The organism is Streptomyces sp. NPDC001594, assembly GCF_042893675.1.
GTDB lineage: Bacteria > Actinomycetota > Actinomycetes > Streptomycetales > Streptomycetaceae > Streptomyces.
Window position 1 is genome coordinate 57099 of the sequence record NZ_JBIAVB010000017.1, and the last position, 25466, is coordinate 82564.

Genomic DNA, 25466 nt, shown 5'->3' on the forward strand with positions numbered 1-25466 from the left:
CCTGCCTTCAGCCCTCTTCGCGGCGCCATTCGCGAACGAGGTTGCCCTGTTCGTCCCAGACGTCCTCCTCCTTGAGGGAGTAGATGTGATCGTCGAAGAACTGCCGGGACTTGAGAACCCCATTGGGATGCCATTCCAGGAATTCGCCCAAGGCGACACCGTTGACGACGGTTCCCTGCAGTTTCAGGGTGCCGTCCGGATACCACATCTGAGACAAGCCGTTCTTGATTCCGTCGAGGTAGACGTCCAGGCAGACGATCTGGTCGCCTTGGTACTCGACCACCTCCCCCGTGAACAACTCGTCCCGGTAGAGCATCCGATGTCCCATGTCGATGTCAACGTCAGGATCGTCAGTGTCGACGCGCCGCACCGAATTCATTACGGAATCCAATTCTCATCAGAGGGCGGATACCCCGTGAACCGGCCATGCGGTGAGGGTACTCCGGGGAGCATATGGTAACAGTTGGAGCAGAAGGGGGCGCCTCTGCCGATAACCCCCGTCTCTCTGTCCTTCATGAATGGGAACTCCACGGACGCCCGAATTTCCTTGAACACGCTCACGTCGTCCGGCAGCCCGAGTCGCGTACGGGCCCACAGCAGCTCGTTGGTGGCCTTCACCTCAGCGTGACCCAGTGGTTGATCCGGGTGCGGCTTGTTCGGAGCCATCTCCTCGTAAATGGCGCGAAGAGTCGGATGGACCCTTTCCATCGGAATCACATTGTTCGGCCGGCCGTTGATGCCTTCGATGACGATTCCGGTCCTGGTGTCCATGACGGCACCGACGCAAGCGCCCACGTCGCCCTTGACGAATTGCTTGGCGTCCTTGGCGTCCCGGTATATCTGCGCCCTGGACTCCGCGAGGGAGTCGAGGTACTGATCGACCGGCTTGCCGTCGACGTGGGTGATCATGTCGTCCACCACCGTGACGCGAGGGCCGTCCAGGTCGAACAGGTCCAGCAGCTTCTCGCCGTGGCCGGCCGGGAGCGTGCCGTCCGCGTCCGGGAGGCGGGTCTCCGGCGAGATCGCCTCAGTCGGCGTCGACGCGGTCCTGTGCTCGTCGTGCCACGGCCCGTCCCAGTGGCCCGGGTTGTCGGGAAGTCCGCCGCTTTGGTGCGGGATGGTCGGAGCGTCGCCATGGCCGCCGCCGTGGTCCCCGCCGTGGCCGGTGCCGCCGTGGTCGCCGCCGGTGGAGGGGCCGTCGCCGTGGCCGCCGCCCGTGGGGGTGGTGTCGGTGCCGCCGTGGCCGCCGGTGGGGTTGTGGCCGCCGGGTTCGGTGTGGCTGTTGTGGGGGGTGTGGTCCGCGGTGCCGCCGGGGGTGTGGTCGGCCGCGCCGCCGGGGGTGTGGGTGCTGGTGCCGGGGGTGTGGGTGGTGGCCTCGACGGTGTGGGAGGGGCCGCCGACGGTGACTTCCTGCTTCTTGGGGAGTTCGGCGAGGGGGTGGTCGGGGCCCTTGGGGACGGTGGTGAGGTCCTGCTTGGGGAGGCCTTGGTGGTCGAGGAGTTGGTGGGTGGTCTTGTCGTAGAACTGGGGGCGGCCCAGGGCGTCGTCGGGGAGGCGGACGGTGTCTTCGGGGTGGGGGAACTTGATGCCGGGCATGTCGGCCTTGGGCAGGTCCTTCCACACCACGTCGGTGATCTTCGGGAAGGCTCCGTCGGCCTTGCCGAGGTTCGCGAAGAGGTCGCCGATCTTGACCTTGGCGAGGGATCCGGCTTTGCCGATGTAGGTCATGGGGTCGATGAGGCGGCCGGCTTTCCCGGCGACGCTGATGACCTTGGCGACTGTGCCGGCCTTCGCGGCGGTGCCGGCGCCGCCGGTGAAGACGGTGGTCAGCACGTTGAAGGTGACCGCGCCGGCGGCGCGGGCGGGGTTCTTGCCCCACTCGTCCCAGGCGACCAGGGCCTTGCCGGTCTCCTTCACCGCGGTGCGCGAGTCGCGGATCCAGGAGGGGAGGTCTTTGTCGGGGAGCAGCCAGAACGCGGTGCCGACGCCGGGGATGGAGGCGAGTGTCAGGCCGGTGGCGAGTTTGGCCAGGCCGGTCCAGGCCTGGCCGGCCTTGTCCCAGCCGTCGACGCCGATCAGGGTGCCCAGGCCCCGGATGGTGCCCCAGATCCCGTCGACGATCAGACCGTCCCACACGAACGACTTGACCCAGTAGCCGATCTCCCAGGCGCGGTGGGTTTCTTCGAGCTGGGAGCCCCAGGGCAGGTCCTGGGCCTTGTTGAGGTCCTCGCCCTTGTAGCCGTACATGTTCGCGCCGTGGCTGCCGTCGTCGGCGACCAGGGGGGCGGCGCAGTACAGGGCACGGATCTTGTTCGCACAGGTGCGTTCGGCGGCCCAGAACGCGGAGACGGCGGCGTTGACGTCGTGGATCAGATCGTTGTTCTCATCGATCTTGTCCCCGTCGTCCTTCCAGTGCGCATCGCCGCTGATCTTGCTGGAGAAGGTGGTGGCCTTCGCCTGGAGTTCCTTCAGCCGCGCCACGATCGGGCGGGCCTCGGTGATGTACTCGCCCAGGGCCTTGGCCGCGGATTCCAGCTGGTCGGCGAAGAAGTCGCTGTCGGTCTTGACCGGTTTGGTCGTCGCGAACAGCTTCTCCGCCTCGGGGGCGGAGTAGAACGCGGACAGGCCCTGGAACTCGGAGTCCACGTTGGACCCCGCGTCACGGAACGTCCCCGCCGCCGTGTCGATCGCCGTCTTGTTCTTCTCCAACGCGTCCAGGTCACCCGTGAACAACGGAATCGTGCACGGATTGATCGGTACGTGGTCGGCCATGGCCCCCGCCCCCAGGTATGGATCTGCCTGCGCCAGCCTAACCGCCGGCCGACGGGGGTCCCTGTACGCGCGTTCGATTCGGCGTGTCCCGGGTGACTAGCGGCGCCAGAAGAGGTGGTGGGTCACGCCGCTCGGGCTGGGGACCACGTCCATGTGGAAGCGGTCGAGGAGGTCCTCCGGGGAGTTCCACAGGCGGATGCCGGAGCCGGCCTCCACCGGTGACACCGCCACGTGGAGGGTGTCGACCAGGTCGGCTTCGAGGAACTCGCGGATCGTGGTTACCCCGCCGCCGAGGCGCACGTCCTTGCCCTGCGCCGCCTCGCGCGCCCGGGCCAGGACCGCGGCCGGGTCGGCGTCGACGAAGTGGAACGTGGTGTCGGAGAGGGTGAGGGAGGGGCGCGGGTGGTGGGTCATGACGAACACCGGGGTGCGGAAAGGGGGTTCGTCCCCCCACCAGCCCTGCCAGTCGGCGTGGTCCTCCCAGGGGCCGCGGTAGGGCGTGAACTTGTTGCGGCCCATGATCTCGGCGCCGATGTTGCGGTTCCAGTCGCGGGTGAAGTAGTCGTCCAGGCCGCGGCTGCCGCCCGGGTCGGTGCGGTTCGGCCAGCTCGCCGTGGCACCGGCCCAGGAGAACAGGACGGAGGGGTCGAGGCCGTCGCCGAAGGGGCGCTCCAGCCGCTGGTTCTCGCCGGCGCCGATGCCGTCGCGGGTGATGTTGATGTTGACGGCCCGGAGGAGTTGGGTGGGCATGGGGGCCTTCCTGGTGGTCGGTGGCGGGCGTGCGCGGGTGGTGCTTCGGTTGAGACTGCCGGGGAGGGCGGAACTCATCGGTGCGGGCCGGGATCGACGCGCGGACATGCCGCGTACGGCGTAATGGGGGTGGGAGGCGGGGCGGGCGGCGCAGGGTGGGCGCGTGCACGAGTGGTTCTCCGGGCTGGGTGGGGTGGTGCGGGCCGAGTGGCCGGGGGCGGCGCGGATCGTGGTGAGCGTGGCGGTCGCGTGGCAGGCCGCGCTGTGGCTGGGGGCCGATCAGCCGCCGGTGTACGCGGCCGTGGTGCCGCTGGTGGCGCTGCGCGGTGATCCGGGTACGGCGCTGGGCGCGTCGGTGCAGCGGGCCCTCGGGGTGGTGGCCGGGGTGCTCATCGGGATCGGCGTGGTGAACGTGCTGCGGCTGTCGACCGCCGCGCTGGCCCTGGTGGTGGCCCTGGGGCTGGGCGTGGGGATGCTGCTGCGGGCCGGGGGCGGGCTGAACATCCAGGTGGCGGCGTCGTCCCTGCTGGTGTTCGCCAACGACTCGCCGGACGCGTACGCCTTCCACCGGGTGTGGGAGACGGTGGTGGGCGGTGTGGTGACGGTCGTGCTCGCGCCGCTGCTGTGGCCGCCCGACCCCCATCGCGTGCTGGTCGGCGTCGGTGAGGACTGCCGGCTGCGGGTGACGCGGGCCCTGACCGGGACGGCGGCGGCGCTGGGGGCGGGGCCGGATGCCGCGCGGGACAACCTGCTGCTGGTGCAGGACCACGTGGCGGCGGTCCACGCCGGCGCCGCGCGGGCCCGGGAGGCGGAACGGGCCATGCGGTTCAACCCGTTGCGGCGCCGGTACCGGGAAGCCGTGGGGGTGCGGGCACGGGGCGTGGCCGTGGTGGACGGGCTCACGGCGCACCTGGTCACCCTGGCCCGGGAGGTGGCCGCCTTCACCGGGCGGGAGGACCTCGCCGAGGACGTCCGGCGCGCCGCGCAACGGCTGCCCGGCCTCGCCTCGCTCACCGCGCGGGCCGTCGAGGACGTCCTCGCCGGCACCGACCCCCGGCCTTCCGTGGCGGCGGCCCGGGAGGAGCTGGCCGGCTGGACCCGGGCGGATTCGCGCCCGGCGGCCGTGGCGCTGCGGCGGCCGTTCCAGCGGGTGTTCGAGGACCTCGACCTCGCTCCCGGGCGGGGCGTCTGAGCCGGGATCGGCGCCGGGTGCGCCAGGATGCTGCGCTGGGGGGCCAGCGTCCGTCCGTCCGCCCGGAGAGCGAGAGCGCCATGACCGCCACCGCCGCCACCGCCGCCGCTGCCGCCACCACCCCGGCCCGCGCCGCGTCACCCCTGCGCGACCTGGTCCGCCCCGCCCGGCCGACCCATGTCCTCGACGTCGGCGCGAACCCGATCGACGGGGATCCGCCCTACCGGGCGATGCTGGAGGCCGGCCTGTGCCGGGTGACGGGGTTCGAGCCCCAGCCGGAGGCACTGGCGGAGCTGCTGGCCCGCAAGGGCCCGTACGAGACGTACCTGCCGGACGCCCTCGGCGACGGCGCCGCGCACACCCTCTTCGTCGCCGCGGCCTCCGGGATGACCAGCCTCTTCCGCCCCGATCCGCGGCGGCTCGGGCTGTTCAACGGGTTCGAGGAGTGGGGGCGGGTGGTGGCGGAGGTGCCGGTGGCGACGCGGCGGCTGGACGAGGTCGAGGAGGTCGAGCCGTTCGACCTGCTGAAGATCGACATCCAGGGTGCGGAGCTGATGGTCTTCGAGGGCGGGAGGCGCAAGCTGGCGGAGGCCGTGGCCGTGCACACGGAGGTGTCCTTCGTCCCGTTGTACGAGGACCAGCCGGTCTTCGGTGACGTGGACCGGGAACTGCGCGGCCAGGGCTTCGTTCCGCACGCCTTCGCCGCCGTCAAGCGGTGGCCGATCGCGCCGGTGGTCTTCGGCGGCGACTTCCGGCTGGCCCGCCACCAGCTGCTGGAGGCGGACGTCGTGTACGTGCGGGACTTCGGGCGCCCGGAGGAGATGACCGACGGCCAGCTGGTGCAGTTGGCGCTGCTGGCCCACCACGTCTACGACTCCACCGACCTGGCCTACCACTGCCTGCGGCAGCTGTCGGCGCGCGGCGCGGCGGAGCCGGACGCGGCGAACGCGTACCTGGCGGCGCCGGCCCGTGGCTAGCATCGCGGCATGGGTGTGGACATAACGGTCCTGGTCGTCGACTGGTCGCACGTGATGGACGTGGCGGCGGAGGACCGGCTGAGGGTGCTCCAGGAGTCGGCGTACGCGGACGACGACCCCGACGGGGACGGTGACGTGGTCGAGGGGTGGGTGTGGCCCGGGGCGCCGGACCGGTCCTGGCTGGGGCGGTACGAGTTCCGGGGCACGCTCGGCTCGTACAAGCCGCACTTCCGGGCGGCGGACGGCTGGGAGAAGGTCCGGGGCGCGGTGGGGGGTGAGGTGCGGGCGGCGCTGGACGAGTTCCTGGAGGGGCTGATCTGGTGGGGCCCGCGGGCCGACGTCGACGCCGAGCAGGTCGACCCCGGGGTGTTGCCGTCGCTGGAGGGGCTGTGGCGGCCTGGGCCGTTGATCGTGCGCGGCCCGGAGACGGTGGCGCGGCTGCGGCGGAGGTGGTGCGAGGCCGCCCCGGGGCTGGAGGGGCTGCGGGTGCCGTACGGGGAGCTGGCGGGGCGGGAGCCGGGGCGGTGGGACGCCGGGTTCGAGGAGTTCGCCGAGCTGCTGGGGGGCTGGGCCGAGGTGGTCCGGGAGGCGGACCGCCGGGGGTGGGGGGTGATCGGCCTGCCGATCTAGTCCTGCTGTCCGGGTCAGGGAACGAGGTGGTCGAACTCGCCTGCCTTGACCGCCTCGATGAAGGCGGCCAGTTTGGCGGGGGTGGTGGTGACGATCTGGGAGGGGTCGTCGCTTTCCCGGATCAGGATCTCGCCGTGGTGTGCGGCGACCTCCACGCAGTTGCATTCGGCGTCTGTCGACTTGGATGACTTGCGCCAGGTGATGGGCGTGTCCATTCCGCTGTCTCCTGTGGTCCCGTGCTGACGGTGAGGGCCTGCCGGTAGGGGTGGACCGAGTGCGCCTGGTTTACGAGAGCCTTGCCGGTCACGTGGAGTCGGCGCAGGCCGTGGGGTGGGTTCGGGTGAGGGAGAGGTAGTCGACCGGGCGGACGCGCCATTCGGGGCGGAGGCCGTCGCGGAGGACGATGCTGAAGCCGGCGGTTTCGCCGCGGTGGAGGGCGGCGAGGGCTTGGATGCGGCCGCCGCCGTCGGCCCAGGCGAGGGCCCGGCCCACCTCGGTGGGGGAGAGGGCGAAAGGGTGGGCGGTGCGGATCTGGAGCCGGATCAGGCGGATGGCCTCCTCGGGGGTGTCCAGCATGGCCCGGTCGAGGAGTTCGGGCGGTGCGTCGTAGGCGTCCGGGTAGCAGAGGGCCTCGAACCAGTAGCCGGTCCGGATCGCCACCGTGTGGTCCAGCGCGGCTTTCGCGGTGGAATGCGGGGGTTGGTGTCGCGCGAGCACGTACCGGTCTCCTGCCGTCGCGGAGAGTCGCTCCCTCCGGGGGCGTGGAACCGCGCTGCGGGAGGAAGGCGAGAGGGGCTCGCGCCAACTGGCGCATAGTTGGCGCGAGTTACGGCACTGGCGCGGCCTGGCGGGTCGCTGCTCCGGTGACGTACAGCGACGGTAGCGCTACGCGTCTTCCGTCGCAATGGTGTGCCGTCCCAAAGTTGTACCGGCATATGCCAAGTGCCCTCCATCTGCGGAGATGGGGGGCACTCGCGTCGGAGGTTCGTCAGATCAGGTGATCGAACTCGCCGGCCTTGACGCCGAGGATGAAGGCGCGCAGCTTCTCCACCGTCGTCGTCACGATCACGTCCGGGTCGTCGCTCTCTCGCATCTTGATCGCGCCTGCGACAGGCGCCAGCTCAACGCAGCTCTGATTGTCGTCCGGTCCTGAGAACGAGGACTTCTGCCACTTGATTCCGTCGGTCATGCGCCTTGACTCACACTTCCTGAGCGATGCGGTGAATGTGTTCTCTCGAATCCGCCGGCCCGAGTGAGATCGACTCGATGGATTCGAGCAACCCTCGGTACTTGACGAGTTGAGCCTCTGCGTCCAGGAATCCGCTGTCGAAAGCGCTGTCGATCTGGACGGTGTCGAGTGCCGGGATGATGCCCCCGGCGTAGAGCATCGAGTGCACGGATCCCGTGATCTTCCGGTCGAACGGAACGATGCGGACGGTGATCGACGGCCAGTGGGACACCTCCTCCAGGAAGGCGAGTTGCTCCCGCATCACATCGGCATCGCAGTAGCGCATGCGCAGCGCGGCCTCATGGATGTACGCCTCGAAGGGAGTGGGGCGGGGTCGGTCGAAGATGGCGCGGCGCTTCATCCGGTGCTCGACGCGCGTGTTCACTTCGCTCGCGGGGAGGTGGGACATCCCGCTTCGGATCAGGCTGCGGGCGTAGGACTCGGTCTGAAGCTGCCCGGGGACGTGCAGCATCTGGATGACTCGGATGTAGGTGGCGTGGAACTCCAGCTCCGCCACGTCGAGGAATCCGGGTGACAGGATGCCTCGGTATTCGTCCCACCAGCCCCTGCCGCGCTCTTCTGCCATGCTCGCGAGCGCGTCGACGAGGTGCTTGTCCGTGGCCGAATAGTGCGTGGCGAGCCGCCGGACGCGTTCGTCGCTGACTCCGTACCGCCCGGATTCGATGTGGCTGATCTGGGCGCGTTCGCCGCCCAAATACGCCGCTGCGGTCGCGCCGTTCATCCCGGCCTTCTCGCGCAGCTTGCGCAGCTCAGCGCCCAACCTCCGCTGGCGCGCGGTGGGATAGCTCCTTGGCGGCATGGCCCCTCCGTCTCATCCGGCTACGAGTGTGCCGCCTCCTTCGGGTTCGGGTCCACTTGATCGGATGTTACGGGCGTACCACTGTTGCGCCGTCCCAACGTTGTGCCCTACGTTCCGGTGGTCGGGAAGCTGGGCCAACGCCCGAAGTGCAGCCGCTCACATGCCTGTTGGGGTGCCGGGTCGGCCAGGGACACGGGTTTTCCAGGCTCACGCGCGAACTCGTACCGCGTTGGGAGAGGCCACGATGAACACGAGCGCTTTACGGCACGTCGATGAACCCGTCCCCGGGGCGGGGCTGAACTACCGGATGGTCGCGCCGAGTCGGGCCGACACCCCGCGCATCGCCCGCGACTGGGTGGTGTCCGTGTTGCGGAGTGCCGGGTATGCCGGGCTGGAGGAGCGGGCGCGGCTCTGTGCGTCCGAGGTGGTGACCAACGCCTACCGGCACACCGAGACGGCCGAGATCGCCGTTGAGGTCACACTCGCCCGGGACCGGGTGACCGTCTATGTCTCCGACTGCGCCCCCGAGCGGTGGCCGCAGGGCGGTGGCGGCGGGCTCGGGGCGTATGCCACCTGTGGGCGGGGGTTGGCGCTGGTGGCCGCCTGTGCCGATGACTGGGCGGCGGTGGCGCAGGGGGACTCCGTGAAGGTGGTGTGGTTCAGTCTCGTCCCCGGGGGAGGTTGACGGAGGCATGTGTTCCGTCGCCCGGGCGGGGGCACATCGTCGAGCAGGTGGGCGACGGGGGTGGGGGATTTGAGCAGGGTGGATCGGTGGCTGTCGGTCGGTTCGTTGGTGGGTATCGGGATATGGGGGGTGCTGGGTTGGATCGTGATGGATTCGGACCTGCAGGGCGTCCAGGAGGCCCTCACCGACTGGGGGATCGCCGGCCTCGCCGTGGTGCCCCTGCTGCTGATGCCGGCCATCGCGTTCTTCGTCGACGAGCCCGGAAACGGTGAGCCCGTCGCCTGGGTCGACGACGACCAGCCCACCTGGTACTGCGGCGGGGGCTGACGGCTACAGCACCGCCACCGGGGCGACCGGTGTCCCCGTGCCGCCCGTGAAGGGTTCCGGCATGGCGGAGAGGAGGAAGGTGTAGCGGGCCTCTTCCGCACAGGCTGTGGACAAGGTTTCGAGGTTCCAGTTCTGGCCCTGGTGCATGCCCATCTCGACGAGGTCGAGCGCGTGGACCGGGAGCCAGAGGTTCTCGATCTCCGGCGGGAAGATCTCGAAGGTGAGGGTGTCGTTCGCGACCGCCGCCACGTCGCGGGCGTGGAACCACTCCGGGGTGCGGACCGACAGCCCCGGTGACGGGAAGCCGTAGCCGTGCTTGTCGCCCGCCAGGTAGACCTGGATCTGGCCGGTGCGGACGAGGACGACGTCCCCCGCGCGGACCGTGACCCCGGCGAACTCCTCCGCCTCCGCCAGGTCCTCCGGGGTGACGGCGTGGTCGCCCGGGAGCCGGTCCAGGCCCTTGGCGCGGGCCACGTCCAGCAGCACCCCGCGCGAGACGATCGGGGTGGCCTTGTCGATGCCGCTGAACTGGGCCCGGCCGTGCGCGGTGATCGTGGACGCCGGGCGGCCGTTGTAGATCCGGCCCGAGTGGGAGACGTGCGTGAGGGCGTCCCAGTGGGTGCCCGCCTGGAGTCCCATCGTCACGGCGTCGTCGCTGCACGCCACCGTGCCCGGGCCGAACAGCTCCTGGTTGATCTGGACCATGGTGTGGAGGGGGTTGATCCGGCCCGGGATCAGGCCCGCCTGGACGCCGTCCTCCCGCAGGGGGAGGGCCAGCGGGACCCGGTGCCCCGTGCGGACCTCGGCGGCCGCGGCCCGGACGACCGCCTCGGTGATCAGGTTCAGGGTGCCGATCTCGTCGTCGGCTCCCCAGCGTCCCCAGTTGTTGACGCGCTTGGCGATCTCGTGGAACTCGGGGGGCAGGGTCATGGCCGCCATCCACTCCTTGAACGAACAGGGGCTTGTGGGAAGGGATCTGACTGGTCATAGAATCTAACGGACCGTCAGAAAAAGCGGGAAGGGGCCGGACGTGGGGAACTTCTTGGCAGGCAAGGTCGTGGCCGTCACCGGCGCCGGCCGGGGCATCGGCCGGGCCGTGGCACTCGCCGCCGCCGCCGAGGGCGCCAAGGTCGTCGTCAACGACTACGGCGTCGGGATCGAAGGGAACGCGCCCACCAGCGAGGTGGCCGAGGACGTGGTCAAGGAGATCCTCGCGGCCGGCGGCGAGGCCGTCGCCGTCGCCGACGACATCTCCACCATGGCCGGCGGCCAGCGCATCGTCGACACCGCCCTCGCCGAGTACGGGCGCCTCGACGGGGTGGTGTGCGTCGCGGGCATCCTGCGCGAGCGGATGCTCTTCAACATGTCCGAGGAGGAATGGGACCCCGTCGTCGCCACGCACCTGAAGGGGACCTTCACCGTCTTCCGGGCCGCCGCGGCCGTCATGCGCCGCCAGGGCTCCGGCACACTCATCGGCTTCACCAGCGGCAACCACACCGGTTCCGTCGCCCAGGCCAACTACAGCGCAGCCAAGGGCGGGATCATCTCCCTCGTCCGCAGCGCCGCCCTCGGGCTCAACAAATACGGGGTCACCGCCAACGCCGTCGCCCCCGTCGCCCGCACCCGGATGTCCGCCAACGTGCCCATGGAGCTCAAGGAGATCGGCGAGCCCGAGGACGTCGCCGCGCTCGTGACCTACCTGCTCAGCGACCGCGCCAAGGCCGAGGGCATCACCGGGCAGGTCTACACGATCGCCGGACCGAAGATCGCCGTCTGGGCCCAGCCCCGCGAACTGCGCGCCGGGTACGCCGAAGGGGCCTGGACCCCCGAGAAGATCGCCGACTTCCTCCCCGGCACCGTCGGCACCGACCCGATGCCGATGCTGGCCCAGCTGGAGGCCATGGCCAAGGCCGCCGCCGCCAAGGACCGCCCGAACGCCTGAGGGGGCGGTGCGAGAGAGAGGGGGGAGCGGCGTGGACTTCAGCTTCGGCGCCGAGGACGAGGAACTCCGTACCCGCGCCCGCGCGTGGCTCACCGGGCACCTCGTCGGCCCGTACGCCGACGCCGTCGGCCTCGGCGGCCCCGGCAGCGAGCACGAGGGCGTCGAGACCCGCCGCGCCTGGGAACGCGAGCTGGGCCGCGGCGGCTGGATCGGCACCGGCTGGGAGGAGGAGGGCTACGGCAACCGGCGGCTGACCCTCACCGGACAGGTGGTCTGGGCCGAGGAGTACGCGGCGGCGCGCGCCCCCGCCCGGGTCGGCCACATCGGCGAGAACCTCCTCGCCCCCACCCTGATCGCCTACGGCAGCCGCGAGCAGAAGGACCGCTTCCTACCCGCGATCGCCCGCGGCGAGGAGCTGTGGTGCCAGGGCTACAGCGAACCCGGCGCCGGCTCCGACCTCGCCGGGGTGCGCACCGCCGCCGTACGGGACCCGGCCGACGGGCGGCTGCGCGTCACCGGGCAGAAGATCTGGACCTCCCTGGCCCGCGAGGCCGACTGGTGCTTCGTCCTCGCCCGCACCGGGGCCGGCTCGCGCCGCCACCACGGCCTGTCCTTCCTCCTCGTACGGATGGACCAGCCGGGACGTGTGGAGGTCCGGCCGATCCGGCAGATGTCGGGGACGGCCGAGTTCAACGAGGTCTTCTTCGACGGGGCCGTCGCCGAGGAGGTCGTCGGCGGCGAGGGCAACGGCTGGACGGTGGCCATGGGCCTGCTCGCCCTGGAGCGGGGCGTCTCCACCCTCGTCCAGCAGATCGGCTTCGCGGCGGAACTGGAGCGCGTGGTCCGGGCGTACGCCGCTTCGGGCGCGCCCGACCCGGTGCTGCGCGAGCGCCTCGTACGGCAGTGGGCCGAGCTGCGCACCATGCGGTGGAACGCCCTGCGGACCCTCGGGGAGGCCGGGGACGCCGGGGCGCCCAGCGTGGCCAAGCTGCTGTGGGGCGGCTGGCACCGGCGGCTCGGGGAGCTGGCGGTGGCCGTCCGGGGCGCGCGGGCCACGGCCGGGCCGGGGCTCTGGGCGCCCGGGGCCCCGTACGAACTCGGGCTCGACGAGGAGCAGCGCCTGTTCCTGTTCACCCGGGCCGACACGATCTACGGCGGCTCGGACGAGATCCAGCGGAACATCATCGCCGAGCGGGTGCTCGGCCTGCCTAAGGAGCCCAGATGAGGGGCGTCGTGTTCGACGGCAAGCAGGCCCAGGTGGTCGGGGACCTGGAGATACGGGATCCGGGGCCGGGGGAGGTGCTGGTCGCGATCGCAGCGGCCGGGCTCTGCCACAGCGACCTGTCGGTGATCGACGGGACGATCCCCTTCCCGCCGCCGGTGGTGCTCGGGCACGAGGGGGCCGGGGTCGTCGAGGCGGTGGGGCCGGGTGTGACGCACGTGGCGCCGGGTGACCACGTGTCCCTGTCCACCCTGGCCAACTGCGGGGCCTGCGCGGACTGCGACCGGGGCCGGCCGACGATGTGCCGCCGGGCGATCGGGATGCCGGACCGGCCCTTCTCGCGCGGCGGGCAGCCGCTGTTCCAGTTCGCGTCGAACTCGGCCTTCGCGGAACGGACCCTGGTGAAGGCCGTGCAGGCGGTGAAGATCGCCGAGGACATCCCGCTGACCTCGGCCGCGCTGATCGGCTGCGGGGTGCTCACCGGGGTGGGGGCGGTGCTGAACCGGGCGAAGGTGGGGCTCGGGGAGACCGTCGTGGTCATCGGGACCGGCGGGATCGGGCTGAACGTCATCCAGGGCGCGCGGATCGCGGGGGCTTCGGTGATCGTCGCCGTGGACGCGAACCCGGCGAAGGAGGCGGTGGCCCGGCGGTTCGGGGCGACGCACTTCGTGGACGCGTCGGCCGCCGGGTCCCTCGCCGACACCTCGGCGGCCGTCCGCGAGGTCCTGCCGACCGGCGCCGACCACGCCTTCGAGTGCGTGGGCGGCGTGCAGCTGATCCGGCAGGCGATCGACCTCCTCGACCGGCACGGGCAGGCGGTGCTGCTCGGGGTGCCGGGGTTCAAGGAGGAGGCGTCCTTCCTGGTCTCCTCGATGTACCTGGACAAGACGATCATGGGCTGCCGGTACGGGTCCTCGCGCCCGCAGCGTGACATCGCGCTCTACGCCGAGCTGTACCGGCGGGGGGAGCTGCTGCTGGACGAGCTGGTGACGGAGGTCTACCCGGTGGAGGACTTCGCGAAGGCGGCGGACGACGCGCACCACGGGCGGGTGGCGCGGGGGGTGCTGACCTTCTGAGGGGGACTCGGTGGCTCGGCGTGCTTCACGCGCGCCGGGCCACCCACGTCAGGGCCAGGGCCGGGGCCGGGATGGCGAGGACGGTCCACAGGCGGCTGAGACCCGCGACCTCGATCTCCAGGGCCACCGGCAGCAGGGCGAGGACGCCGAGGAGCAGGACGGCGAGCGCCGGCAGGTGGGTGGCGGGCTCGAAGCGGCGCAGCCGCCGCACGGCCTCCGGGGACAGCTCCGACCTGATGTAGGCGCCCGCCATGAGCGGCCAGGGCCCGAGCAGGACGAAGAGGCCGATCGTGATCACTGGCGTCATGGGTCTGGAGGACAGTCGGGTGCCGACGCCGACCTCGGGATGGGCGGGGGCGAACCAGACGTCCACGGCCGTGCCCGGCGCGGGGGCGTCCTTCGTGGGGACGTCCTTGACGGGGACCTCGCGGGGCCCGTCGTCGTAGGGGACGCGCAGGACCGCGTCCGTCTCGTAGGAGCCCTCGTCGTCGTCGCTCGGCGGGGTGTGGTCCGGCACGCCGGTCAGCCGGACGATCTCGGCCCGGTGGCGGTCGTACCCGGCCCGCTCCAGGCGCTCGGTGCGCTTGCCCTCCTCGCTGGAGCCGGTCACGGCGACGACGAGGGCGGCCGCGGTGGCGAAGGGGACGCCGAAGGCGAGCAGGTTGCGCAGCACGCGGTCCGGGCGGCGTGCCGCGGGGGCCTTCGTGAGCACGACCTTCGACGGGCCGCGGCCGGCCAGGTAGGAGGCCGCGGCCCAGCATGCGGCGAAGACGGCGGAGGCGGCGGCGAGGGCGAGCTCGACCGTCAGGGGCGGGTACGGGCTCACCCCGGCCAGGCTGCAGAGGACCGCCCCCAGGGCGCTCGCCAGCATCAGCCATCCGGTGGTGGTCGTCCACCGGGTGCGTCGTGGTGCGTACGTCCTCTTCATGGCCCCCCCGCCCGTCCGAGACGGGCAGGATATCCGGGCCGGGGCGGGTTGGGGCGGGCCGGGGTCAGTCGGCCAGGCGGCCGAAGCGGCCCTTGTGGAAGAGGAGGGGGTCGCCCTCCCCCTCCGCGCCCATGGCCTCGACGCGGCCGACGACGATGAGGTGGTCCCCGCCGGTGTGGACGGCGTGGATCCGGCAGTCGATCCAGGCGGGCACGTCGTCGAGCTGCGGGGAGCCGGTGGCCGGGGCGGGCCGGTGGGCGACCCCGGCGAACTTGTCGGCGCCGCTGACGGCGAACGCGCGGCAGAGCGCGCCCTGTTCGGCGCCGAGGATGTTGACGCAGAACACCCCGGCGCGGGCGATGCGCGGCCAGGTGGTCGACGTGCGGGCCACCATGAAGGTGACCAGGGGCGGGTCGAGGGAGAGCGAGGCGAAGGACTGGCAGGCGAAGCCGGCCGGGCCCTCCTCGCCTTCGGCGGGCGGGGCGGTGATGATCGTGACCCCGCTCGCGAAGTTGCCCAGTACGGCCCGGAACTCGGCGGGGCTGACGGGCGCGCGCTCGTCCTCGCCGACGGCCCGCAGGTCGGGGCGCGGGAGGGCGTCGACGTGCGCGGAGTCGGGCTCCCGGGGCGCGGAGGTGGGGGAGCCGGCTGACCTGAGGTATCGGACGACGGTGGCCGCCATCCCTGCGTGTCCCATCACCCCTCGATTGAACCTGACGGTTCGTCAGATGAGAAGGGGCGGCGCCGAACGGGTGAATCCGGGCGGCCGTGGCGGCCGGTGCGCCGTGCCGCGGGTGGGGGGTGGGCATGGTGGCGAGCGACTGCGTGGCGCCTACCTGTGGAGGACCTGATGCTCGGCACCGACTTCCGGACCGGATCGCCCAACTGGCTCGACCTCGGCAGCCCCGACACGGGCGAGGCCGCCGCCTTCTACCGGGCCGTCTTCGGCTGGGACTTCGTCTCCGCCGGGCCCGAGGCGGGCGGGTACGGGTTCTTCCGGCAGGGCGGCCGGACCGTGGCCGCGCTCGGCCCCCTGACGGAGGAGGGCGCCGACTCGGCGTGGACCGTGTACTTCCAGAGCTCCGACGTCCGGGCCACCGCCGACGCCGTGATGCGCGCGGGCGGGCAGGTGCGGGTGGCCCCGATGGACGTGATGGGGGAGGGCTGGCTGGCCCAGTTCACCGACCCGCAGGGCGCGAGGTTCGCCTCCTGGCAGCCCGGGAAGACGGGCGGGCTGGAGGTGGCCTCCGCCGAGAACAGCCTGGTCTGGGTGGAGCTGCACGTGCCGGACCCGGAGGCGGCGCTCGGCTTCTACGGGCGGGTGTTCGGGTGGCGGTCGGCGGAGATGGAGGCGCCGGGGATGACGTACCGGGTGCTGAGCCTGGCCGAGGGCGACCAGCAGGACACCTCGTTCGGCGGGGTCGCGCCGCAGGGGGAGGGGGCGGGCGGGGCGTCGAACATCCTGCCGCGCTGGGTGCCGTACTTCCACGTGGCGGACGCGGACGCGACGGTGGCGGCCGTGGAGGGGGCCGGGGGCGCGGTGCTGATGCCGGCGGCGAACGTACCGGACGTGGGGCGGATCGCCTGGGCGGCGGACCCGGCCGGGGCGGTGTTCGCGGTGCTGAGGCCGGATCCGCGGATGTAGGTCCCCTGGGCCCGTCCTAGCGGCCGAGGTATTTCGGGGTGCGGCGTTCCACGAAGCTGGCCACGCCCTCGTTGGCGTCGGCGGTGGTCATGTTGAGCTCCTGGGCGGTGGCTTCGGCGGCGAGCGCCGTCGCGCGGTCGCCGTCCAGGGAAGCGTTGACCAGCTGCTTCGTGAGCGCGAGGGCGCGGGTGGGACCCTGCGCGAGGCGCTCGGCCCACTCCCGGGCGGCCGCCTCCAACTCGTCGGCGGGCACGACCTTGTTGACGAGGCCCAGGCGGACGGCCTCCGCGGCGGGGACGGCGTCGCCGAAGAACATCAGCTCCTTGGCCTTCCGGGGGCCGAGGAGGCGGGGGAGCAGGTAGGCGCCGGCGCCGTCGGGGACGAGGCCGCGGCGGACGAACACCTCGATGAAGCCGGCCGGTTCGGCGGCGATGACGAGGTCGCAGGCGAGGGCGAGGTGGGCGCCGATGCCGGCGGCGGTGCCGTTGACGGCGGCGATGACGGGTTTCTCGCAGTCCAGGACCGCGGTGATCAGGCGCTGGGCGCCGAGCCGGATCATGCGGGCCACGTCGCCGGCGACGCGGTCGGTGGCGGTGGCGGCGGGGCCGCCGCGGAGGTCGGCGCCGGCGCAGAAGCCCTTGCCGGTGGCGGTGAGGACGACCGCCCGGGTGGCGGGGTCGGCGGAGGCGTCGGCGAGCAGGGCGATGATGCGCTCGCGCTGGTCCCAGGTGAGGGCGTTCATGGCGTCGGGGCGGTTGAGGGTGATCCAGGAGACGGCGTTCTCCACGCGGTGCCGGATCTCGTCCGAGGGGGTCTCGGGGGGCATGGAACTCCGTTCGGGGTGGGTGGGGTGGGGACCGGCCCCGCGCAGCGGCACCGCAGGTCAGTGGCAGATGGCCAGCGCGTCCAGCGCCACCGCCCCCTGGCCGCGGGGGAGGACCATCAGCGGGTTGATGTCCAGCTCCGACAGCTCGTCGCCCAGTTCGAGCGCCATCCGCTGGACGCGGAGGACGACCTCCACCAGCGCGTCCACGTCCGCCGGCGGAGCCCCCCGTACGCCGTCCAGCAGTGCCGCGCCGCGCAGTTCGCGGAGCATCGTGCGGGCCTGGTCCTCCCCGAAGGGGGGCACGCGGACCGCCGCGTCGTGGAGGACCTCCACCAGGACGCCGCCCAGGCCGACGGTGACGGTGGGGCCGAAGAGGGGGTCCTGGGTGACGCCGACGACCATCTCGACGCCGCGTTCGACCATCTGGCAGACCAGGATCCCGTCCAGCGGGACGTTCTCGTAGCGGGCGATGTCCGTCAGCTCGCGGTACGCGTCGCGGATCTGGCTCGCCGAGGTGAGGCCGACCTTGACCAGGCCGAGTTCCGTCTTGTGGGCCAGCTGGGGGCCCGAGGCCTTCATCACCACCGGGTAGCCGACCAGCCCGGCCGCGCGGACGGCGGCCGCCGCGCTGGTGACCAGCTGCTCGCGCGGGACGCGGATCCCGTAGGCGCGTAGCAGCTGCTTGGCGGCGTGTTCGCTGAGCTGCTGGCCGGGCCGCATCAGGGCCTGGGCCTTGCGGTAGGAGGGGGAGGGGGTGCGGGGGGCCTCGTCGAAGGGGGAGCGGTAGGAGGCCGTGAAGCGGTGGTGGCCGAGGTAGGCGCGGACGGCGGTGATGCAGTTGCCGAAGGTGCGGAACGTGGCCACGCGGGAGGAGCCGAGGAGGGTCGTGCGGTAGGCCTCCTCGGTGCCGACGGGGGACCCCCAGATCACGCAGACCAGCTTGTCGGTGGCTTCGGCCGCGTCGACCAGGTCCTGGGCCAGCTTGTCGCTCATCGGCGGGAAGGGGCCGGTGATCGGGCAGATCAGGACGCCGACGGAGGGGTCGGCCAGGAGGGCGTCGATGATCTTGCGGCCGCGCCAGTCGCCCACCGGGTGGCCGCCGTTGTCGACCGGGTTGGCGACGTTGAGGTAGGGCGGGATCCACTGGTGGAGCTCGGCCTGCTTGGCCTCCGACAGGGTCGGGAGGGTCAGGCCCGCCTCCGTGGCCAGGTCGGAGAAGTGGGCGCCGGTGCCGCCGGATATGGAGTAGACGACGACCCCTTCGGCCTGCGGCGGCCGGGCCCGGGCGAGGAGGGCGGCGGTGTCCTGGAGCTCGTCGAGGCCGTCGACGCGGATGACTCCGAACTGGCGCATGGCCGCGTCCACGACGGTGTCGGCGCCGGTCAGCTTGCCGGTGTGGGAGGCGGCCATGCGGGCGCCGGTCTCGGTGCGGCCGACCTTGACGGCGACGACGGGGACCCCGTTGCGGGCGGCCCGGTCGGCGGCGAGGAGGAAGGAGCGGCCGTCCTTGAGGCCCTCGACGTAGCAGGCGATGGCCCCGACCTCGGGCCGCTCGGCGAAGTAGGAGATGAAGTCGGCGGTCTCCAGGTCGGCCTCGTTGCCCGTCGGGGCCCAGTGGGAGAGGCGGATGCCCAGCTCCTGGAGGGTGTAGACGGGGCGGCCCTGGTGGCCGGACTGGGTGATCAGGGCGATGGCCGGGCCGTCGAGGTCCTCGCGGAACCTCTCGAAGGCGTTGAGGTTGGTGTTCGGGCCCAGCAGGCGCAGTCCCGAGCGCCGGACGGCGGCGGTCAGACGGGCCTGGGCGGCGGCGCCGCTCTCGCCGGTCTCGGCGAAGCCGGAGGCGAAGGCGACCGCGAACTTGACCTTGGTGTCGGCGAGTTCCTCGATGACGGGGAGGGGGTCGGCGACGAGGAGGACGGCGAGGTCGACCTGTTCGGGCAGCTCGGCGACGGAGGCGTGGCAGGGCAGCCCGAAGACGGCCGTCCGGGTGGGATGCACGGGGTGGACGCGGGCACCGACGCGATCGGCCCAGGCGATCAGCTGCCGGGTGATGCCGGTGTTGGGCCGGCCCTCGGTGTCGGAGGCGCCGATGACGGCCACCGACTCCGGCCGGAAGAACCGGTCCAGGTCGGGGACGTCGGAGTGCAGGGGCCGGCCGCTGACGTCCGGTTCGGCCGTGTCCCCGGCGGCCGGTGCCGTCGTGGAGTGGACGGCCGTCCTGGGGGTCTCCCCGCAGGCCTCGACCCGTGCGCGGAAGTCGGTGGTGAGGGTGCCGTGAGTAGATCCAAGCATCGCTTCGCCCGCCCTGCTCGATGAACCTCGATGGAGTCGTCGGTAGCTGACGTGTTGTCAGATTACTGAACTGACGCGACGTCAGGAACAGGGATGCGCAGGAAAGGTGGTGGAGGTGGTGTGCCCGAACGGTGGCAGAGGTGTTCGGGCGCCGTCCAGACCGGAACCGGCCGAGGCGCGGCCTAGCGGGCGATGGCCTTGGCGATGCGGCGGGCGTCCCGGGCCAGCTCGCGGAACATGCCGCTGAGGGGGTTCGTGTAGCCGGTGAAGTACAGGCCCGGGGCGTGCGGGGCGGTGCGGGGGCCGTGGGTGCGGGGGCGGCCCCGGTCGTCCAGCACGTCCAGGTGGCCCACCAGGGGCTCCAGCCCCCGGCGGTAGCCGGTCGCGGCGATCACCGTGTCCGGGGTGATCTCCGTGCCGTCGGCGAGGAGCACGCGGTCCCCGTCGAAGGAGGCCACGGCGGCCACCGGCTCCACCCGGCCGGCGCGCACCGCGTCGATCAGGCCCACGTCCTGGACCGGGATCGCCCCCTGCCGGGCCCTGCTGTACAGGTCCGGCGCGGGGCGCGGGAGCCCGTGCGCCGACAGGTCGGGTATCGAGGCCTTCGCCACCAGCGCCCCGAGCCGGTCCACGAGCCGCACCGGCAGCCGCCGGACGAGGATCCCGGTGCGCTGCGCCGGCCAGCCCAGGGTGGAGCGGCGCACGAGGTGCGGGGCGGTGCGCACCGCGAGCCGCACCCGGGCCGCCCCGCCCTCGACGAGGTCGACGGCTATCTCGGCGCCGGTGTTGCCGACCCCGACGACCAGCACGTCCCGCCCCGCGTACGGGGAGGGCTCGCGGTAGCCGGAGGCGTGCAGCAGCCGTCCGGTCCAGGCGGCCGCGCCGGGCCAGTCCGGCAGGTGCGGGGTGTGGTTGAAGCCGGTGGCCACGACCACCGCCCGGGCCGCGAGGAGCCGGCCGCCGGAGGCGTGCAGGGTCCAGCCCTCGCCGTCGCCGGCGCGCTCGATACGGCTGACCGCGACACCGGTGACCAGTTCCAGCTCGTGGTGCTCGGCGTACTTCTCCAGGTAGCGGACCACGTCGGCCCGGGCCACCCAGCGCCCGAAGCGGCGCGGGATCTTCAGGCCCGGCAGGGCCGACAGCCGGCGGGTGGTGTGCAGCCGCAGCCGTTCGTAGTGGCCCCGCCAGGAGGTGGCGACCGTGTCCGACCGCTCGACGACCACCGCCCGCACCCCGCGGGCGCGCAGCGCGGCGGCGACGGCGAGGCCGCCGGGGCCCGCGCCGATCACGTACACGGGGCGCGGCTGGGTGCTGGTCAGGTCGGGTGCGGGCGCGGGCATGAGGAGTGAGCGTATCGACACACAGGGTTGATGGGTCTCGGTCGAGGAGGGAATCGATTGCGGATCGGTCACGGGGGCGGGCGGTGGGCGCGGCGGGCCCGGCGCGGCTCGGCCGCAGAGCCGGGCGGACCCTGACAAAGTGGGGCGTTCCGGTATGGAGAGGAGTGCGCGATGTGGCAGCCCGACGGGTGGGACGTACACGTCCGGCTCGGTGTCCTCACCCCCCACGCCGACGTCGGCCCCGAGTCGGAGCTGCGCGCGATGGCCCCGGCCGGGGTCGGGCTGCACTTCGCGCGGGTGCCGTTCGGTGCGATGGGGCGCGGCGGTGCGATGGGGGAGACGATCCCGCTGGCGCCCGTACGGGCCTTCGCGGAGCCCCCGCGGGTGGACGAGGCGGCCGAGTTGCTGGCGGACGCGCCGGTCTCCGTGCTCGCGTACGCCTTCACCAGCTCCTCGTACGTGATCGGGGCGCGCGGGGAGGGGTACCTGCTGGCCCGGCTGCGCGAGCGCGCCCACGGCCTGCCGGTGGTGGCCACCTGCGCGGCCGCCGTCGAGGCGCTGCGCGCCCTGGGGGTGGGGCGGATCGCGCTGGTGGACCCGCCCTGGTTCGACGAGACGCTGAACGAGCTGGGCCGCGGCTACTACGAGGAGGCCGGCTTCGAGGTCCCGTACGCGGCGCCCTGCGGGCTGCCGGGCGGGCAGGCGCAGGTCACCCCGCGGGCGCTGCACGACTGGGTGGCGGGCGAGGTGGGGGATGCGGCCGAGGCGGTCGTGATCGGGGGGAACGGGCTGCGCGCGGTCGGCGTGATCGACGCCCTGGAGGCCACCCTGGGGCGCCCGGTGCTGACCGCGAACCAGGTCCTGCTGTGGTCCGCGCTGCGGGCGGCGGGAGTGGGGGCGGACGGCGTCGAGGGGTACGGGCGGCTGTTCGCGGAGGTCGTCTGAGGCCTTGCGGGATCGACGCCGATCCGCTGAACTGACGTACCGTCAGATCTAGTGGAGGGTGGCGGTCCATGCAGACCATCTGGCTCAGCGGGGCCGAATGGCTCGCCGTGCTGCGCATAGGCCTCGGCCTGTGGTGGCTGGAGAGCTGGCGGCACAAGGACAAGAAGGGCTGGTTCGAGCGCGGCACCGGCATCGCCTGGGCCGCCGACGTCGCCGGCAAGCACCGCTGGTCGTTCGTCAAGAGCGGCTTCGCCTCGGTCGTCCAGCCCCGGCCGCGGCTGATGGCGTACTTCGTCGTCTACGCGGAACTCGCCCTGGGCCTGGGCCTGGTCCTCGGCTTCCTGACCCCGGTCGCCCTGGCGGGCGGACTGCTGCTGAACCTGCTCTACCTGGTGCTGATGATCCACGACTGGGCCGAGCAGGGGCAGAACGCGATGATGGCGCTGATCTCGGGCGTCGCGCTCTTCGCCGTGTCCTGGCAGACCTGGTCCCTCGACGCCGCGATCGGACTGTTCCTGTGAGCGCCGCACGGTACGACCTCCCCGAGGCCGACGAGTTCACCCGCCCCTACTGGGACGCCGCCGCGGAGGGCCGGCTGCTGCTGCGGCGGTGCGCCGACTGCGGGCGCGCCCACCACTACCCGCGCGAGTTCTGCCCCTCCTGCTGGGCCGGTGAGGACCGGGTGGCCTGGGAGGAGGCGAGCGGCCGGGCGACCCTCTACACCTGGTCGGTGATCCACCGCAACGACCTGCCGCCCTTCGGCGAGCGCGTCCCGTACACGGCCGCCGTCGTGGACCTGGAGGAGGGGCCGCGGATGATGACGGAGGTGGTCGACTGCCCGGCGGGGGAGCTGCGCGTCGGGATGCCGCTGCGGGTCGCCTTCCGGGAGGCCGCCGACGGGGTGTGGATCGCGGTGTTCCGCCCCTGAGGGGGGCCGGGACTGACCCCCCACCCGGCCCCCGCGTGCGGTCTACGGCCAGAGCAGCTCGCGGGTCCAGGTGTCCGGGGCGGTGCGGCGGTAGCGCAGGCGGACGTGGCGGCGGGCCGCGTCGCCCTGGAAGAACTCCGCCTCGGACGGCTCCAGTACGTAACGGGTCCACGTCGGCGCCGGCGCGTCGGGCTCCGCGCCCGCCCGCTCCCAGGCCGCCGCCGAGGCCCGCGCCAGCTCCTCCGCCGAGCCCAGCACCTCGCTCTGCCGGCCCGTCAGCGCCGCCGCCAGCGCACCGCGCGAGCGGACCGCCAGGTCCGCCCGGCTCTCCCGCTCCCCGCACGCGCTCACCCGGCCCCGGACGCGGACCTGCCGCCCCACCGCCGGCCAGTAGAAGACCAGCGCCGCCTCCGGCCGCCCGGCCAGCTGGCGGCCCTTGGCGCTGGTGGCGTGCGAGGCGAAGTGCCAGCCGCGCGCGTCCGCCTCGTGCAGCATCACGATCCGCACATCGGGCCGGCCGTCGGCGTCCGCCGTGGCCAGGCCCATCGTGTGGGGCTCCGCCTGCCCGGCCCGGGCGGCGTGCACGAACCACTCCCGGAACAGCTCCACCGGGTCGGCGGGCGCCGAAGCCGGGTCGAAGGAGGGCAGGGCGGTGTCCCAGACGCGCAGGGAGTGCAGGACCTCGTGGAACTCGACGTCGCCGGTCATGCCGAAAGGCTAGCGCCGGCCGTTCCAGGCCCAGGTCCAGGCCCAGGCCCAGGTCCGGGTCCGGGCCCAGGCCCAGGTCCGGGTCCGGGTCCGGGCCCAGGCCCAGGCTCCGGAGCGCGGCCGGGACCGGGGCCGGGGCCGCCCTCGCGGCCGAGCCGGACCATCCGGTGCTCCTCGCCGCGCTGGACCGGTCGCCGCCCCGAGCGGGCGGGTCAGGCGATCGGGACCGCCGTGCCCGTCACCTCGATGCCCGCCGCCGGATCCGCGGGCACGCCCACCGTGATCAGGCTCGGCCGGCCCATGTCCACGCCCTGGTGGACGGTGAGCACCGCCGGCACCTCCACCAGGCCCAGGCTCCGCAGGTACCCGCCCAGCGCCGCGCTGGCCGCGCCCGTCGCCGGGTCCTCGACCACGCCGCCCGGCGGGAAGGGGTTGCGGGTGTGGAAGACCGTCGGCGACTCGCGCAGGACCAGGGTGATCGTCGTCCAGTCCCGGCGGGCCATCAGCGCGCCGAGCGCCGTCATGTCGTAGTCCAGGTCCGACAGCCGCTCCCGGCTCGCGGCCGCGATCACCGGATGCCAGGCCCCCGCGTACGCCGCCCGCGGCGGCAGCGCCGGGTCCAGGTCGGCCGCCGACCAGCGCAGCGCGGCCAGCAGCTCCGCCAGGTCGGCCTCCGTGATCTCCGCCGTGCGCGGCGCCACGCTCACCAGGGTGGCCACCACCGCCCCGTCCGGCCCCGCCGAGGTGGTCACCGGCACCGGGCCCGCCCCGGTGTGCAGCAGCAGCTCGCCCACCCCGTACCGCTCGGCGTGGGCGACGGCGGTGGCGATCGTGGCGTGCCCGCAGAACGGCACCTCGTTCTGCGGGCTGAAGTACCGGATGTCGAGCTCCCCGTTCTGCCGGGGCACCGCGAACGCCGTCTCCGAATAGCCGACTTCCGCCGCGGTGGCGGCCATCGTCGCCTCGTCCATGCCGGTGGCGTCCAGCACCACACCCGCCGGGTTCCCGCCGAGCGGGTCGGTGCTGAAGGCCACGTAGCGCAAGAGATCCATGCACCGAACGTAGTGGGGCGCTCACGCGGGCGTCAAAACCCCTGGTCCGAAACGGTGTTGATGTGTCAGGTCGGGCCCTCAGGCCCAGGTCAGCAGCTGTCCGTTCGTGCCGATCCCCACCGCGAACCCCAGTGCGATCCGCCGCGCCCCCCGGCTCGGCCGGACCGCGTGGAAGAACCGCGGGTCCAGCAGCAGCGCCTCCCCGGTCCGCGGGGCGAGCTCCAGGGACTCCGCGCCCCGCACCACCGCCTCGTCGTAGCCGTAGTACGCCGACAGCCGGTGCTCCTCGTCCTCCGGCTGCCAGCGGTGGCGCCAGATGACGGTCTCACCGCCCTCGGGCGGCACGCTCAGGTACAGGTTGAACGCGAACTGCCCCATCAGCGGCACGTCCAGCAGGTCCCCGGCGTACTCGCGCAGCGCGTCGTCGAAGTGCACCTGGAAGCCCTGGTTCGGCTCCCGGGCCACACCGTCGCCCATCTCCAGACCGCCCCGCCGGCCCACCGCCACGCCGCCCGGCCAGGCCGCGGCGAGCGCCTCCCGGCTCGTACGGAACGGGTCGAAGGACAGGCCCAGCCCCGACCAGGCCTCGCGGTGGCCCTCCAGCGCCTTCCAGTACCCGTCGGCGACCCCGCCGTCCGCCATGTGGTCGCTGACCCCCACCCCGAACCGCATCACCGGCGGATCGATACGGGCCTGCTGGTAGGAGTCGAACGGCCGCGCCTCCAGCGCGCCGAGCACCTCCGCGCACCGCTCCTCGGAGAGGAAGCCCGGCACGCGCACCGCCGCGCAGCGGCCGGCCGCGAGGGCGGCGAGCAGTTCATGGGTGAAGGCGGGCGCGGTGACGGCGCGGAAGAACGGATCGTGCGCCGGCTCCGGCGCGGCCAACACGCCCTGCGTGGTTCGTTCTGCTCGTTCTGACGTCATTCGACGGCCCCCCGGGCGCTCGGAAAGACAGCAGAGAACAACAGCACTTACACGGGATGCGTCCCACTGGTCGTACGGAAGGCGGACTTGGCGTCCAGTTCGAGCGCCTGCCGTCCGGCCTCCAGGGCCTCCATCGCGATCCGGCGGCCGACCTCCGCCTGGAGCTCCTCCAGAGCGCTCCCCGGCGCCCCCCATCTGAGGGACTGGTCGTCGTTCGTATCGGCCGGGACAGCAGTCATCGGCGGACCTCCGCGCAT

The 25466-nt window shown here is 72.8% G+C and carries 29 protein-coding genes; 12 read left to right on the plus strand and 17 right to left on the minus strand.

Annotation, left to right across the window (positions count from 1 at the left end; all coding sequences use genetic code 11):
* Positions 1–7: 7 nt before the first annotated feature.
* The 3 genes from ACFY0O_RS29565 to ACFY0O_RS29575 all read right to left on the minus strand — a co-directional run bounded on the left by ACFY0O_RS29565 (position 8) and on the right by ACFY0O_RS29575 (position 3522).
* The gene (locus ACFY0O_RS29565) at positions 8–379 is read right to left on the minus strand and encodes a toxin-antitoxin system YwqK family antitoxin (RefSeq protein ID WP_388952137.1); all 372 of its coding nucleotides are present in this window, start codon (positions 377–379) and stop codon (positions 8–10) included.
* The gene (locus tag ACFY0O_RS29570; protein WP_388952139.1) at positions 379–2772 is read right to left on the minus strand and encodes a hypothetical protein; all 2394 of its coding nucleotides are present in this window, start codon (positions 2770–2772) and stop codon (positions 379–381) included. The genes ACFY0O_RS29565 and ACFY0O_RS29570 overlap by 1 nt, the downstream gene beginning before the upstream one ends.
* 96 nt (positions 2773–2868) lie before the next feature.
* A complete protein-coding gene (locus ACFY0O_RS29575) occupies positions 2869–3522 on the minus strand; it encodes a dihydrofolate reductase family protein (protein WP_388952142.1) in 654 nt (217 codons plus the stop codon).
* A gap of 163 nt (positions 3523–3685) precedes the next feature.
* On the opposite strand from ACFY0O_RS29575, the gene ACFY0O_RS29580 reads away from it, so the two are divergent.
* From ACFY0O_RS29580 to ACFY0O_RS29590, 3 genes are all read left to right on the plus strand, one after another.
* Positions 3686–4714: an FUSC family protein gene (locus ACFY0O_RS29580; RefSeq protein WP_388952144.1), complete on the plus strand. Its 1029-nt coding sequence runs from the start codon at positions 3686–3688 to the stop codon at positions 4712–4714.
* A gap of 80 nt (positions 4715–4794) precedes the next feature.
* Complete coding sequence (locus ACFY0O_RS29585) at positions 4795–5691, plus strand: FkbM family methyltransferase (RefSeq protein WP_388952146.1); 897 nt, start codon at positions 4795–4797, stop codon at positions 5689–5691.
* 9 nt (positions 5692–5700) lie between these two features.
* Positions 5701–6321, plus strand: a complete 621-nt coding sequence (locus tag ACFY0O_RS29590) for a hypothetical protein (RefSeq protein WP_388952148.1) — start codon at positions 5701–5703, stop codon at positions 6319–6321.
* Between the two features lie 14 nt (positions 6322–6335).
* Here the strand turns inward: ACFY0O_RS29590 and ACFY0O_RS29595 are convergent, their stop codons facing one another.
* The 4 genes from ACFY0O_RS29595 to ACFY0O_RS29610 form a co-directional block, all read right to left on the minus strand.
* Complete coding sequence (locus ACFY0O_RS29595; protein ID WP_388952150.1) at positions 6336–6536, minus strand: DUF397 domain-containing protein; 201 nt, start codon at positions 6534–6536, stop codon at positions 6336–6338.
* 88 nt (positions 6537–6624) lie between these two features.
* The gene (locus ACFY0O_RS29600) at positions 6625–7038 is read right to left on the minus strand and encodes a hypothetical protein (RefSeq protein ID WP_388952153.1); all 414 of its coding nucleotides are present in this window, start codon (positions 7036–7038) and stop codon (positions 6625–6627) included.
* Positions 7039–7309: 271 nt separating this feature from the next.
* Positions 7310–7510, minus strand: coding sequence for a DUF397 domain-containing protein (locus ACFY0O_RS29605; RefSeq protein ID WP_388952156.1), 201 nt, complete (start codon positions 7508–7510; stop codon positions 7310–7312).
* Positions 7511–7520: 10 nt separating this feature from the next.
* Positions 7521–8369: a helix-turn-helix domain-containing protein gene (locus tag ACFY0O_RS29610; protein ID WP_388952159.1), complete on the minus strand. Its 849-nt coding sequence runs from the start codon at positions 8367–8369 to the stop codon at positions 7521–7523.
* 244 nt (positions 8370–8613) lie between these two features.
* Between ACFY0O_RS29610 and ACFY0O_RS29615 the strand changes: the two genes are divergently transcribed.
* Together ACFY0O_RS29615 and ACFY0O_RS29620 are read left to right on the plus strand one after the other, a co-directional pair.
* Positions 8614–9054 carry an ATP-binding protein gene (locus ACFY0O_RS29615; RefSeq protein ID WP_388952161.1) on the plus strand — a complete coding sequence of 147 codons (441 nt, stop codon included), beginning with the start codon at positions 8614–8616 and terminating at the stop codon, positions 9052–9054.
* A gap of 147 nt (positions 9055–9201) precedes the next feature.
* Complete coding sequence (locus tag ACFY0O_RS29620) at positions 9202–9381, plus strand: hypothetical protein (RefSeq protein ID WP_388952164.1); 180 nt, start codon at positions 9202–9204, stop codon at positions 9379–9381.
* A gap of 3 nt (positions 9382–9384) precedes the next feature.
* On the opposite strand, the gene ACFY0O_RS29625 is transcribed toward ACFY0O_RS29620, so the two are convergent.
* Positions 9385–10311: a cyclase family protein gene (locus ACFY0O_RS29625; protein ID WP_388952167.1), complete on the minus strand. Its 927-nt coding sequence runs from the start codon at positions 10309–10311 to the stop codon at positions 9385–9387.
* 100 nt (positions 10312–10411) lie between these two features.
* Between ACFY0O_RS29625 and ACFY0O_RS29630 the strand changes: the two genes are divergently transcribed.
* Genes ACFY0O_RS29630 through ACFY0O_RS29640 form a run of 3 tightly spaced genes read left to right on the plus strand, consistent with a single transcriptional unit; the run spans position 10412 to position 13621 of the window.
* The gene (locus tag ACFY0O_RS29630) at positions 10412–11323 is read left to right on the plus strand and encodes an SDR family oxidoreductase (protein ID WP_388952170.1); all 912 of its coding nucleotides are present in this window, start codon (positions 10412–10414) and stop codon (positions 11321–11323) included.
* A 31-nt stretch (positions 11324–11354) separates the two neighbouring features.
* Positions 11355–12548, plus strand: coding sequence for an acyl-CoA dehydrogenase family protein (locus ACFY0O_RS29635; RefSeq protein WP_388952173.1), 1194 nt, complete (start codon positions 11355–11357; stop codon positions 12546–12548).
* The gene (locus tag ACFY0O_RS29640; RefSeq protein ID WP_388952176.1) at positions 12545–13621 is read left to right on the plus strand and encodes a Zn-dependent alcohol dehydrogenase; all 1077 of its coding nucleotides are present in this window, start codon (positions 12545–12547) and stop codon (positions 13619–13621) included. The genes ACFY0O_RS29635 and ACFY0O_RS29640 overlap by 4 nt, the downstream gene beginning before the upstream one ends.
* 25 nt (positions 13622–13646) lie before the next feature.
* Here the strand turns inward: ACFY0O_RS29640 and ACFY0O_RS29645 are convergent, their stop codons facing one another.
* Positions 13647–14549 carry a DUF3592 domain-containing protein gene (locus tag ACFY0O_RS29645; protein WP_388952179.1) on the minus strand — a complete coding sequence of 301 codons (903 nt, stop codon included), beginning with the start codon at positions 14547–14549 and terminating at the stop codon, positions 13647–13649.
* Between the two features lie 64 nt (positions 14550–14613).
* Positions 14614–15231, minus strand: a complete 618-nt coding sequence (locus tag ACFY0O_RS29650; protein WP_388952439.1) for a flavin reductase family protein — start codon at positions 15229–15231, stop codon at positions 14614–14616.
* Between the two features lie 168 nt (positions 15232–15399).
* On the opposite strand from ACFY0O_RS29650, the gene ACFY0O_RS29655 reads away from it, so the two are divergent.
* Positions 15400–16194, plus strand: coding sequence for a VOC family protein (locus tag ACFY0O_RS29655; RefSeq protein ID WP_388952182.1), 795 nt, complete (start codon positions 15400–15402; stop codon positions 16192–16194).
* A 16-nt stretch (positions 16195–16210) separates the two neighbouring features.
* Here the strand turns inward: ACFY0O_RS29655 and ACFY0O_RS29660 are convergent, their stop codons facing one another.
* The 3 genes from ACFY0O_RS29660 to ACFY0O_RS29670 form a co-directional block, all read right to left on the minus strand.
* Entirely contained in the window at positions 16211–17020 is an 810-nt protein-coding gene (locus tag ACFY0O_RS29660; protein ID WP_388952186.1) for an enoyl-CoA hydratase/isomerase family protein, read from the minus strand.
* A gap of 57 nt (positions 17021–17077) precedes the next feature.
* Complete coding sequence (locus tag ACFY0O_RS29665) at positions 17078–19312, minus strand: acetate--CoA ligase family protein (protein WP_388952189.1); 2235 nt, start codon at positions 19310–19312, stop codon at positions 17078–17080.
* A gap of 182 nt (positions 19313–19494) precedes the next feature.
* Complete coding sequence (locus ACFY0O_RS29670; RefSeq protein WP_388952192.1) at positions 19495–20652, minus strand: flavin-containing monooxygenase; 1158 nt, start codon at positions 20650–20652, stop codon at positions 19495–19497.
* Positions 20653–20823: 171 nt separating this feature from the next.
* On the opposite strand from ACFY0O_RS29670, the gene ACFY0O_RS29675 reads away from it, so the two are divergent.
* The 3 genes from ACFY0O_RS29675 to ACFY0O_RS29685 all read left to right on the plus strand — a co-directional run bounded on the left by ACFY0O_RS29675 (position 20824) and on the right by ACFY0O_RS29685 (position 22525).
* Positions 20824–21597, plus strand: coding sequence for a maleate cis-trans isomerase (locus tag ACFY0O_RS29675; protein WP_388952194.1), 774 nt, complete (start codon positions 20824–20826; stop codon positions 21595–21597).
* Positions 21598–21665: 68 nt separating this feature from the next.
* A complete protein-coding gene (locus ACFY0O_RS29680; protein WP_388952197.1) occupies positions 21666–22118 on the plus strand; it encodes a DoxX family membrane protein in 453 nt (150 codons plus the stop codon).
* Positions 22115–22525, plus strand: coding sequence for a Zn-ribbon domain-containing OB-fold protein (locus ACFY0O_RS29685; protein WP_388952200.1), 411 nt, complete (start codon positions 22115–22117; stop codon positions 22523–22525). Before ACFY0O_RS29680 ends, ACFY0O_RS29685 begins: the two co-directional genes overlap by 4 nt.
* A 42-nt stretch (positions 22526–22567) precedes the next feature.
* On the opposite strand, the gene ACFY0O_RS29690 is transcribed toward ACFY0O_RS29685, so the two are convergent.
* From ACFY0O_RS29690 to ACFY0O_RS29705, 4 genes are all read right to left on the minus strand, one after another.
* On the minus strand, positions 22568–23233 hold the full coding sequence (locus tag ACFY0O_RS29690; protein ID WP_388952203.1) for a pyridoxal 5'-phosphate synthase: 666 nt from the start codon (positions 23231–23233) through the stop codon (positions 22568–22570).
* A 212-nt stretch (positions 23234–23445) separates the two neighbouring features.
* Positions 23446–24285: a PhzF family phenazine biosynthesis protein gene (locus ACFY0O_RS29695; RefSeq protein ID WP_388952206.1), complete on the minus strand. Its 840-nt coding sequence runs from the start codon at positions 24283–24285 to the stop codon at positions 23446–23448.
* Positions 24286–24363: 78 nt separating this feature from the next.
* Positions 24364–25173, minus strand: a complete 810-nt coding sequence (locus tag ACFY0O_RS29700) for a proline hydroxylase (protein ID WP_358895218.1) — start codon at positions 25171–25173, stop codon at positions 24364–24366.
* 83 nt (positions 25174–25256) lie between these two features.
* Positions 25257–25448, minus strand: a complete 192-nt coding sequence (locus ACFY0O_RS29705; RefSeq protein WP_358895151.1) for a hypothetical protein — start codon at positions 25446–25448, stop codon at positions 25257–25259.
* Positions 25449–25466 lie beyond the last annotated feature (18 nt).